We start from the raw sequence: 10,550 nt of genomic DNA, 5'->3' as shown, positions 1-10,550 counted from the left end.
ACACTAACCTGCAACAAAGCTGTCAGGACAATTGCATATGATCGAAGTCGGTAGTCGTGAATGGATCCGCGCCACCCTGGCCCTCAGCCTGGGCTCCTTCCTGGTGTTTCTCAATCTCTATCAGACCCACCCCCTGCTGCCGCTGCTGGCCGAGGTGTTTTCCGTCAGCTCGCTGTCGGCCGGCTGGACTCTGGCCGGCTGCACCGCAGGGCTCGCCGTCTCGCTGCTCGTCTGCGCCCGGCTGGCGGATCGCTTCGGTCGGCGCCGGATCATGTTGTGGAGCCTGACCGGCGCCATCCTGATCTCCCTGCTCATCAGCCAGGTCAGCCAGTTTGAACAGCTGCTGCTGCTGCGGATCCTGCAGGGTGTGCTGCTGGCGGGGCTGCCCGCCACCGCCATCGCCTACATGGGGGAAGAGTTCAGCAAACGGGCCCTGCTCTCCGCCGTCGGGGTCTACATCGCCGCCAACTCGCTGGGGGGCATCGCCGGTCGAGTGGTCGGCGGCCTGCTGGCCGGCTGGTTTAGCGACTGGCCACACACCTTTCTCGGTATCGGCCTCATCAGCCTGGCGCTGCTGCCCCTCGTCATCTGGCTGCTGCCGGCCCAGACCCGTTTCGTGCCCGTCATCGCCAAGCCGGGCCAGTTTCGCCAGGCCATCGCCGGCCACCTCGGCAACCCGCTGCTGGTGGGGGCCTATCTCATCGGCGGCCTCAACTTCATGGTGTTTCTGAACCAATACAGCTACCTCACCTTCCTGCTCGCCAGCCCCCCCTTCTCCATGCCGACCCAGTGGCTCGGCATGTTGTTTCTGACCTATCTGTCGGGGACGGTGGCCTCCTCCCTCAGCGGGCGCGGTGCCCATCGCTGGGGGGCACAGCGCCTGTTGCTGGTCGGCATAGCGCTGATGGCACTCGGCAGTGCCCTGCTGCTGGGCGGCTCGCTCGGCGCCATCCTTTCAGGCCTGCTCATCTCGAGTTTCGGCTTTTTTCTGGCCCACGCCTGTGCCAGCGCCTGGGTCGGCCAGCACGTGGAGCACAACCGGGCGCTCGCCTCATCGCTCTATCTGGTGGGTTACTATCTGGGGGCTAGTCTGGGGGGGCTTTATTTGCACCCCTTCTGGGAGCAGGGAGGACTCGGGGGATTGGTGCTCGGCATCGAGCTGGTACTGGTCATCACGGCGGGATTGAGCCTCTGGCTCGGCCATTTGAAGGGGCGCCCCGCCCGCCCCCGCATCTGTCATCCCTGATGCCATTCCTGATATCAGACGGGGCCAGTCAAGCGGCCCCGTCTCATCAAGCCTGGTCGTAGTACCCGGCAGGCACCGGCACCACGGCGCCGCTCGCCACCTCTTCCTCGATCACCTCGGCCAAGGTGCGCAGATGGAATTTGATCTGCCCAGAGGCCAGCATCACCGCCACGTCGGGATTGCGCTCATCGCGCAGGTTTCCGGTCTTGAAGGCCACCTCGGGATGAGCCGCCAGCAAGGCATCCAGCGAAGGCACCACCAGCTCGATATGTTCCAGCCCGGCCTGATGGCTGCGACCGGGTTTGGGCGCCGCCAGCTCGATGCAGGGCACGATGCCGTGGTTATGGGGCACCGGTTGATGCAGGCGGTAGGTGGCGATGGGCCGTCCGCCGATCATCCCCTCCACCAGCAGGTCGCCATGGGTTGCCAGCAGCCCCTTCAGGGTCTGGTACTCCACCAGGGTGGCGGCCCGATAGCAGAGGTGGTCGACCTCGATGGCGGCGGGATGGATGGCGAGGGCGTCCAGCTCGGTCAACAGCTGGCAAACAAATGGGGCCATCGGCCCCAGTGTGGTATCGAGTGGATGTGACATGATCACCATTTCTTCTTGGGTTGGAACAAGACGTCCAGTTCGTCCGCCTCTTTGTCCTTGATGCTTTGCAGCTCTTTTTCGCTGTGCTCCTGCAGATGGGCATCGAGGCCGGCCAGCCCCTGCCGCATGTCCTCTTCCCGCGCCATCAGGTAGGGATCTTTATCCGCGACGCTGGCCAGGGCGGAAAGCCCCTTGGTGTAGAGCTGGCGACAGGTGCCGTATTGCCCCTGGATCTGGGCATCCATGGCCCGCTTCACCAGGTTGGCGATGTTGACCTTGAGCTGCATCAGCTCAAGGCGGCGATCCTCCTGGGCAAAGCCCTGCGGATCTATCTTGCCCTTGTTGTGCTCGACCCGCAGCACGGCCCGCATCTTCTTGACCAGCTGCAACATCTGGATGGCCTGACGATCCGATTCGGGGGTCTTGAAATGTCCCTCATCCTGGCTGCTGTAGTTCTCCTGCACGTTCTTGATCTGGCTCTGCACGTCGACAATGCGCTGCTTGATCTGGGCATTGGGCATCACCAGGGCGATGGCGCGATAGGCATCGAGGATCCGGTGCTGCAACAGCAGCACTATGTTCTTGGAGAAGGGCACCAGGTTGACGTTGAGCAGCATCTCTTCGGTTTCATCCACCACCGACTTGTAGCGAGCGATGGCGTGACGCTTGTCGGCCTCTGCCTTCTGCTTATATTGCTGCATCACGTTATAGGCGATGACCAGAAACAGGAGTGCGCCAATCGACAGCAATACCAAGGTTAAAATCATAGGAAGTCCAAACTCCTGTCCCAATTCAATTGCGTGATCCTACAACAGCTTACCTAGTTAAGGTAGTCCGCACCGCAAGGCTTGCCCCCGATTTGTGCCGCAAGGTGGGCACAAACACGGGGGAAAACCGGGATCACGCGGCGCTGGCGACACCGCCATTACCCCTTAGTATCGCCTATCGGGCTCATTACTTGAGGTTGAAGCCCCGGGATCGCAGGAAATCCTGCATGAAGGGCCGCGCCTCCTTGCCAAGGATGCCCCGGATCTGGCCGCTCCAGCTCTGCTGCTTGTTGTTGCTGCTGCGGGACTGGTAATAAGCCTCGATCTGCCGGTCATAGCCGGCAAGCAGCTCCCGATCCAGTTCGGCCTGATAGCGGTTTTCATGCACCACCAGGGCGCGGGGCAAGCGGGGTTTTTGCTCAGGCGCCTGAGCCGGATGGCCGAGACAGAGACCGAACAGCGGGATCACCTGATGCGGCAGACCCACCGCCTCGCTCACCGCAGCCGGATTGTTGCGGATCCCGCCGATGTAGACACCACCAAGCCCCATGGATTGGGCTGCCAGCAGGGCATTCTGGGCCATCAGGGCGCCGTCGATGGAGCCGATCAGCAACTGCTCGACAAAGCCGGTCTGGGCATCCGGTACCACCTCGCAGTGGCGATGATAATCGGCGCAAAAGAGCAGGAACTCGGCCGCCTGGGCCACATAGGCCTGATGCCCCGCCAGTTCGGCAAGCTGGCTGCGCAGGGCCTTGTCGGTCACCCGGATGATGCTGTTGGCCTGCAGAAAGCTGGAGCTGGAGGCGGCCTGGGCCGCACTCAGGATCTGGTCTAGTTGGGCCTCGCTGATGGGCTCGGCGGTGAATTGACGAATGGAGCGATGGGCAAGAATAAGGTCGAGAGTCGGGTTCATGTTGCCTCCATATGAAGAAGCCCACACTCTACCCAAAAACAGCGGGGGGCCCAAGGCCCCCCGCGCTCGCGTCACAGCACGACCGGCTAACCGGCCAGCGGATAGTTGCCCGCCTTGCAGCTGACCACGAAGCCACTCTCTTCCACCTGCGCCACCGACATCGGCTTGCTGAACAAGAATCCCTGAAACACATGGCAGCCCTGAGTGCGCAGGGCGGCCAGTTCGTGTTCGTCCTCCACCCCTTCGGCCATGATGCCAAGGCCCAGGCTGGTGGCCATGGCGACGGTGGCCCGGATCACCGGCAGGTTGAGCCCCACCACGAAGGAGCGATCCAGCTTGATGGTATCGATGGGCAGCCGGTTGAGATAGGCCAGCGACGAGTAGCCGGTGCCGAAGTCATCGATGGCAATCTTGATCCCCTGCTCGCTCAGGCCATCGAGGATCTCGATGCACCCCTTCATGTCCAGCATCAATACCGTCTCGGTCAGCTCCAGCGTCAGCAGGCCGGCATCCACACCAAACTCCTTGAGCTGCTGGGCCACCAGCTCCGGCAGGGAGGACGAGAGCTGAAAGCCGGAGAGATTGACCGACACCGGCACGCTCACCCGCCACTCCTTCTGCCAGTGGGCCATCTGGGCCAGCGCCGTCGACAGCACCCAGCCGCCTATCTCGCGAATGAGCCCCATCTCTTCCGCCAGCGGGATGAATTCCACCGGCGAGACATGACCCAATACAGGATTGTGCCAGCGCAGCAGCGCCTCGTACCCAAGCAACCGGCCTTTTGCCACATCCACCTGGGGCTGGTAGCAGAGGCTGAGCTCCCCCCGTCCGATGGCCTTGGCCAGGAACTGCTTCAGGGTCAGCTTGCGATGCAGGGTCTGCTGCATGCTGGGGGTGAAACGCTGCCAGCGCAGCCGCCCCATCTGCTTGGCCTGATACATGGCCATGTCGGCGCGGGTGATGAGGTTGTCGCCATCGTCCGCATCATCCGGATAGATGGCGATGCCGATGCTGCCACCGATGGTCACCTCGGGCACCCCGCTCAGCTGCAACGGCTTGGTCATCTGGGAGAGCATGAGATCAGCCACCTCCTGCGCCCGATCGCTGGAGTGGCTGAGCGGTACCAGCGCGGTAAATTCGTCACCACCGAGCCGGGCCAGCTCCACATCGCGCGGACAGATCTGTTTTAGCCGGCCGGCGACCCGCTCCAGCAGCCGGTCACCGGCCTTGTGGCCGTAGTTGTCGTTGACCAGCTTGAAGTTGTCCAGGTCCATGAACACCAGGGCAAAGCGCCCGCCCAGCCCGCAGTAGGCCTCCAGCGATTTCATCAGCCCATAGCGGTTGAGCAGCCCGGTCAACGAGTCGTGCCAGGCCAGGTGGCGATGCTCCAGCTCCTCCAGCTTGCGGTCGGTGATGTCGCGCATGGTGAGCAGGATCCGGGCCCCCTGCTGGATGTGGCGAAACTGGTACTGAAACCAGCGCATCCCCTTGAGGGTGCGGCACTCCCCCTCAGCCACCACCTCATCGAGGCGGGAGAGCTTCTGATAGAAGGCATCGTCATTGCCGGAGAAGAGCTGGGAGAGATGATGTACCTCATCGCCGAAGCACATCTCGAAGTGGTGATTGCCGCTCTCGAGCCGCCCCTGGTTGTCAAACAGGCAGGCCAGGGTGTCGCCGGTGGCTAGTGACGACTCCTGATAGAGGGTGTCGGCATCGATGACCGCCTCGGTCATCATCATCAGCCGCCCCGCCAGCTGGATGCCGGAGAGGCGCAGATAAATCTGTTTCTTGACTCCCTTGGGGGAGAGGGTCCACCACTCGCTGTAGCTGCGCCCCTGCTGGAAATCCCCGAGGTAGCGCTGCAACAGCAGATCGATGGCCTGTGCCATGTCGGCCGAGAAATCCCGCGACTGCAGCTCGTCCAGCGAGCTCGCTTCCCACACCTTCAGGGCGGCGCGATTGGCCCAATAGATGTGGTGATGCCGGATGTCATACACCCAGATAGGGGTATGCAGCACATCCATCCCGTTCAATAACCGTTCGTCTAGCGTATTCATCTAATATGGTGATTCATGGTATGTGATCACTGGGAAACCCAGCGGCGGAGAGCCCTCCCGGGCAACCGATGCTGGTACAAAATCGGATCCAGCCCATAATGGAAACAAGCATGCGCAAGGGGCTGACTTCATATGAAAACGCTACATGTGAAACCCATGGTCAGAAAAAACGGACTCACGTTGGTATTGTTGGGCATCATAGTAAGCATTGCTATGATTTTTATACTTTTTTTACTCGGTGAACAACCACTAATCCCCCCCGTCTCCGGCCTGTTGGCAGGTCTGATGATGATCTTTATCGGCTCATTGAAGCTGGTCGAACCCCATTTCAGCCTGTCGCTCTGTCACGATTGTCTGCAATATCACCACAAATACGGCGGTTGGATCCTGAAATGGAGAAATATTCAGCGAATCGACCAGCCACGCATTCATCTGGGCTGGGATCTGGTCCCCCTGCCCTACATAGGTTTGAAGATCAAAGATTACGACGATTTTTTGACATTGATCACACCCAGATTGGCAGTGCGCCTGCTGACCGAGCAGCGCGGCGTCCTGTTGCAGGTACTGCGCAGTGAGCAACCCGAATGCATCGGCGGGGGCTGCGGCGACCCTTTTCAGGGGGAAGGCTTGCTGGAGGAGAGTCACTTTCGCTCCCCCTCCGGTCAACGCTATGAAGGGGTGATCGCCATGCTGGCCAACCGCATGACCCGGCTGCGCGATCTGCTCGGCTACGATCTGCTGGTGCCGGACAACAGCCTGGATCGGGATCCGGCCGAATTTGTCCGGCTTTTGCACCAGTATCAGCGGGAGTCGAATCTAATCCAGATCAATTAAACGCCGGATTGAGCTTGCCAAGGCTGGCCGCACTTCTTAAGGTCACTGCCTTGTTACACCCAGAACACCGCTTATGAAGTACATCGAAGAGTTCTATCTGTTCGTCAAGGTGGTACAAGAGGGAGGCTTCTCCCACGCGGCCGCCGCACTGGGCATGCCCACCGGCACCATCAGTCGACGTATTTCTCAGCTGGAAGAGCAGCTCGGCTGCTCCTTGCTACACAGATCCACCCGCAAACTCCGCCTGACCGATGAAGGACTGCGCTACTACGAGCGCCTGTGCACTCCGCTCGGTGAAATCGAGCAGGCCACCGGCGAGATCCAGGGCAAAGAGGCCGACCTCAACGGCGTGATCCGCCTGGCGGCCCCCATCGCCCTCTCCAACACCATCCTGGTCGACATGCTGGCGGACTTTGGCCTGCGCTACCCCGAAGTGCAGTTCGACATCACCCAGACCAACGATCATCAACACCTGTTCGACAACGATCGGGATCTGGTGTTTTTCAACGGCGAGCTCCCCCAGTCCCTGCCCAATGCGCTCTGCCTCGGTCACATCGAATACGGCCTGTTTGCCTCCCCCCTCTATCTGGAGAAAATGGGCACACCGGCCCATCCGGGCCAGCTGGAGGAGCATGCGCTCATCTACTGCTGGCCCCATCAGCACTGGCAGTTGACCGACCGGGAGGAGCAGACGGTGCAGATCAAGCGCACCGCCAAACTGACCGTCAACCAGACCCAGGCCGCGGTTCGCGCGGCCAGACGGCACCTGGGGATCGTCAACGCCCCGCTCCACTACGTACACCCCTTCCTGCAGGATGAGCAGCTGGTCGCGGTGCTGCCCGACTGGAAAACCGGCAACCGTCCCTTCTACATGTTGCGTTGCCAGCCTCAGTTTGCCCCGTTGCGTGTTAAGATGTTCGCTGATTTTGTTGAAAAATATTCAGCACGCTACCGGAGCCTGCAGTGGGACAACCAATTTTCACCGGCGACCAGCCTGTCTCATTGCATCTGACCGTTGGCGGGCCACACTTATAGCAATCCTCGTTGACCAAGCCGGCCTAACACTATGAATGTATTGATATGTGATGACTCAGGATTCGCCCGTAAACAGCTGGCCCGCGCCCTCCCCGCCGACTGGGACGTGACGCTCCACTACGCCGGCAACGGGCTGGAAGGGATAGAGCAGGTCCTGATGGGGCATGGGGATCTGATCTTTCTGGATCTGACCATGCCGGAGCTGGACGGCTACGGCGTACTGGAGACCCTCAAGCGCGAAGGGCTGCGCAACAAGGTGATCGTGGTCTCCGGCGACATCCAGCCGGAAGCCTATCAGCGGGTGATGGGGCTGGGGGCGCTCGATTTCATCAAGAAACCGGCCGCACCGGAGACCCTCAGCGCCCTGCTGAAGCAGCATGATCTGTGGCAGGCCAAGGGCAGCGCCGTACCGGAAGCCGCCAGCCCCGCCGCTCAGGCGGTGGTCGATGCCGGCAGCGTCGATACCGGCATCAAGGTAAGCCCCGAAGTGCGTGATGCCTATCAGGAGCTTGCCAACGTCTCCATGGGTCAGGCTGCCGATCTGCTCGCCCGCCTGCTCAACGCCTTCGTGGTGCTGCCCATCCCCAACGTCAACGTGCTGGAGGTATCCGAGCTGCACATGGCCCTCTCGGCCGCCGCCGACTCGGACACCCTCTCCGCCGTCTGCCAGGGCTTCATCGGCGCCGGCATCGCCGGCGAGGCCCTGATCCTGTTTCACGACTCCAGCTTCAAGGATCTGGCCCGGCTGATGAACCATCAGGGGACGCTGGATCGCAACGCCGAGCTGGAGCTCTTGATGGACACCGCCAACGTGCTGATCGGCGCCTTCCTGCGCGGCTACGCCAGCCAGCTCGATACCCCCTTCAGCCAAGGTCACCCCGTGGTACTCGGCCAGCACAGGCCCATCAACGAGCTCATCAATACCAACAAGAGTCGCTGGCGCCGTACACTGGCCATCGAGATCAACTACCGGGTCCAGGATTACGCGGTGCAGTGCGATCTGCTGCTGCTGTTTACCGAAGATTCCATCGCCACCATGAACAACAAAATCATGCACATGCTCTAGGAGTGACCATGGAAATCCGTGAATTTCATTGGCTGATGAACATAGTCCAGAACCTGGACGTGGGGCTGGTGGTGCTCGACAAGGAGTACAAGGTGCAGGTGTGGAACGGCTTCATGGAGAGCCACAGCGGCCGGCTGGCCAGCGAGGTGCGCGACGGGGTGCTGTTCGATCTCTTCCCCGATGTGGACCGCACCTGGTTCGAGCGCAAGGCCAACATGGTGTTCAAGCTCAACAACCGCGCCTTCAGCACCTGGGAACAGAAACCCTATCTGCTGCGCTTCTCCAACTACCGCCCCATCACGGGCTCTGCCCCCCACATGTTCCAGAACCTGACCCTGGTGCCGCTGGCCGACTTCGGCGGCCAGGTGACCCACATCGCCGTGATGATCTATGACGCCACCGACGAAGCCATGCTGATGAGCGGCCAGCGCCAGGGATGAAGACTCTTCGCAGCACAATGAAAACAGGGCGCCAAGGCGCCCTGTTTTGTTGTGAGGCGCTCAGCGGGCCCCGAGGTACTCGGTGAAGGCGTCGATCACCTCGTCGATGTCGTCATCGGTGATCTGCAGATGGGTCACCAGCCGCATCTCGCCGTAACCGGAGAAGAGGATCCCCCGCTCCTTCATAAAGGCGAGCAGGGGGCCGCTCTGCTCTTTTGCCAGCTGCAGGAAGACCATGTTGGTCTGCACCTGGGCCAGATCCAGGGTGATGCCGGGCAAGGCAGCCAACCCTTCGGCCAGGCTCCTCGCACGACGATGATCGTCCGCCAGGCGGGCGACGTGCTGTTCGAGGGCAAACAAACCGGCCTGGGCCAGGATCCCTGCCTGACGCATGCCGCCCCCCAGCATCTTGCGCAGCCGTCTGGCGCGGGCAATGAAGGCACGAGAGCCCACCAGCAGCGACCCCACCGGCGCCCCCAACCCCTTGGAGAGGCAGATGGAGATGCTGTCAAAGGGCGCGGCCAGTTCGTGTACCCCGTGACCGCTCGCCACGGCGGCGTTGAACAGGCGTGCCCCGTCCAGATGCAGCTGCAGAGCGCGCTCGTCGACGAACTCGCGCATCGCCTGCAGGTAGTGAAGCGGCAGTACCTTGCCATTGTGGGTGTTTTCGAGGCAGACCAGCCGGGTCTGCACAAAATGGGCATCGTCAGGGGCAATGGCCGCCGCCACATCGGCCACCGCCAGCGAACCGTCAGCCTGCATAGGGATTGCCTGCAGCGCGACCGAGCCCAGCACGGCGCTCCCCTGGGCCTCATAGCGATAGATGTGGGCCCCTTGACCCACGATGGCGCCCTCCCCCCGCTGACAGTGACTCATCACCGCCAGCAGGTTGGACATGGTGCCGGAAGGGACAAACAGCGCGGCCTCCTTGCCCAGCAACTCGGCCCCGCGGGCCTCCAGTGCATTGACGCCGGGATCTTCCCCGTAGACATCATCCCCCACCTCCGCATGCAGCATGCTCTGGCGCATGGCATCCGTGGGCTGGGTGACCGTATCACTTCGTAAATCGATATAGCGCATGACATCCCTCCTGAAGCAGGAGCATGACGTTAGCCAGCCATGGCAGGCTTGGCAAGCGGACCGTTTCCGGAATGTGAAGCCGGTGACGGCTTACCAGGGCAGCGGCTGGCCCTGCAGGTCGAGGAAGCTGCCGGACTGGGCCGGCGACAACTGGTTGAGAAGATCAAGCAGACGCGGCGCCACCTGCGCCGGATCCTGCAGGGTCTCGGTCGCCAGCTCATGCAGGAAGGGCTGATTCATGGGGGTATCCATCAGCCCGGGATGGACGGTGATCACCCCGGCGGCGGGAAAACGTTCACGCCACTCGTGGGCCAGCGTTTTCGCCCCCATGTTGAGCGCCGCCTTGCTCATCCGGTAGCTGTAACGGCTGCCCGTCTCGTTGGCGCCGAGGCTGCCGGCCAGATCGGAGAGAGTGCAGAGCCAGAGCCGGGCATCCGGCGTCATGCGGCGGCTCAGACAGGCGGCCAGAGCCAGGTGCGGCCAAGCATTGGCCAGCAGGCTGTCGCACAGCCACCTGGGG

The 10,550-nt window shown here is 61.9% G+C and carries 10 protein-coding genes and 1 pseudogene; 5 read left to right on the top strand and 6 right to left on the bottom strand.

Annotated elements, in window-relative coordinates:
• The first annotated feature begins 37 nt into the window (after positions 1 to 37).
• Positions 38 to 1,246, top strand: coding sequence for an MFS transporter (locus CAK78_RS04145; RefSeq protein ID WP_094696459.1), 1,209 nt, complete (start codon positions 38 to 40; stop codon positions 1,244 to 1,246).
• A gap of 46 nt (positions 1,247 to 1,292) precedes the next feature.
• Here the strand turns inward: CAK78_RS04145 and CAK78_RS04140 are convergent, their stop codons facing one another.
• The 4 genes from CAK78_RS04140 to CAK78_RS04125 form a co-directional block, all read right to left on the bottom strand.
• Positions 1,293 to 1,847, bottom strand: a complete 555-nt coding sequence (locus CAK78_RS04140) for a VOC family protein (protein WP_176452658.1) — start codon at positions 1,845 to 1,847, stop codon at positions 1,293 to 1,295.
• A complete protein-coding gene (locus CAK78_RS04135; protein WP_094696458.1) occupies positions 1,841 to 2,605 on the bottom strand; it encodes a DNA repair protein in 765 nt (254 codons plus the stop codon). The genes CAK78_RS04140 and CAK78_RS04135 overlap by 7 nt, the downstream gene beginning before the upstream one ends.
• A gap of 187 nt (positions 2,606 to 2,792) precedes the next feature.
• Positions 2,793 to 3,518, bottom strand: a complete 726-nt coding sequence (gene nfsA / locus CAK78_RS04130; RefSeq protein ID WP_094696457.1) for an oxygen-insensitive NADPH nitroreductase — start codon at positions 3,516 to 3,518, stop codon at positions 2,793 to 2,795.
• An 86-nt stretch (positions 3,519 to 3,604) separates the two neighbouring features.
• Positions 3,605 to 5,542: a putative bifunctional diguanylate cyclase/phosphodiesterase gene (locus CAK78_RS04125; RefSeq protein WP_176452659.1), complete on the bottom strand. Its 1,938-nt coding sequence runs from the start codon at positions 5,540 to 5,542 to the stop codon at positions 3,605 to 3,607.
• Positions 5,543 to 5,707: 165 nt separating this feature from the next.
• On the opposite strand from CAK78_RS04125, the gene CAK78_RS04120 reads away from it, so the two are divergent.
• From CAK78_RS04120 to CAK78_RS04105, 4 genes are all read left to right on the top strand, one after another.
• Entirely contained in the window at positions 5,708 to 6,409 is a 702-nt protein-coding gene (locus CAK78_RS04120; protein ID WP_017787272.1) for a DUF2982 domain-containing protein, read from the top strand.
• Between the two features lie 73 nt (positions 6,410 to 6,482).
• A complete protein-coding gene (locus CAK78_RS04115) occupies positions 6,483 to 7,421 on the top strand; it encodes a LysR family transcriptional regulator (protein WP_094696456.1) in 939 nt (312 codons plus the stop codon).
• Between the two features lie 54 nt (positions 7,422 to 7,475).
• Complete coding sequence (locus CAK78_RS04110) at positions 7,476 to 8,510, top strand: response regulator (RefSeq protein ID WP_094696455.1); 1,035 nt, start codon at positions 7,476 to 7,478, stop codon at positions 8,508 to 8,510.
• 8 nt (positions 8,511 to 8,518) lie between these two features.
• On the top strand, positions 8,519 to 8,950 hold the full coding sequence (locus tag CAK78_RS04105; RefSeq protein ID WP_176452657.1) for a PAS domain-containing protein: 432 nt from the start codon (positions 8,519 to 8,521) through the stop codon (positions 8,948 to 8,950).
• A 60-nt stretch (positions 8,951 to 9,010) separates the two neighbouring features.
• On the opposite strand, the gene ltaE is transcribed toward CAK78_RS04105, so the two are convergent.
• Together ltaE and CAK78_RS04095 are read right to left on the bottom strand one after the other, a co-directional pair.
• Positions 9,011 to 10,030 carry a low-specificity L-threonine aldolase gene (gene ltaE / locus CAK78_RS04100; protein ID WP_094696453.1) on the bottom strand — a complete coding sequence of 340 codons (1,020 nt, stop codon included), beginning with the start codon at positions 10,028 to 10,030 and terminating at the stop codon, positions 9,011 to 9,013.
• Positions 10,031 to 10,120: 90 nt separating this feature from the next.
• Positions 10,121 to 10,550 (bottom strand): annotated as a pseudogene (locus CAK78_RS04095) (short-chain dehydrogenase); the annotation flags it as partial.

Source organism: Aeromonas sp. A35_P, from assembly GCF_002259925.1.
Lineage (GTDB): Bacteria > Pseudomonadota > Gammaproteobacteria > Enterobacterales > Aeromonadaceae > Aeromonas > Aeromonas dhakensis.
This window is presented reverse-complemented; position numbering and strand designations above follow the sequence as displayed.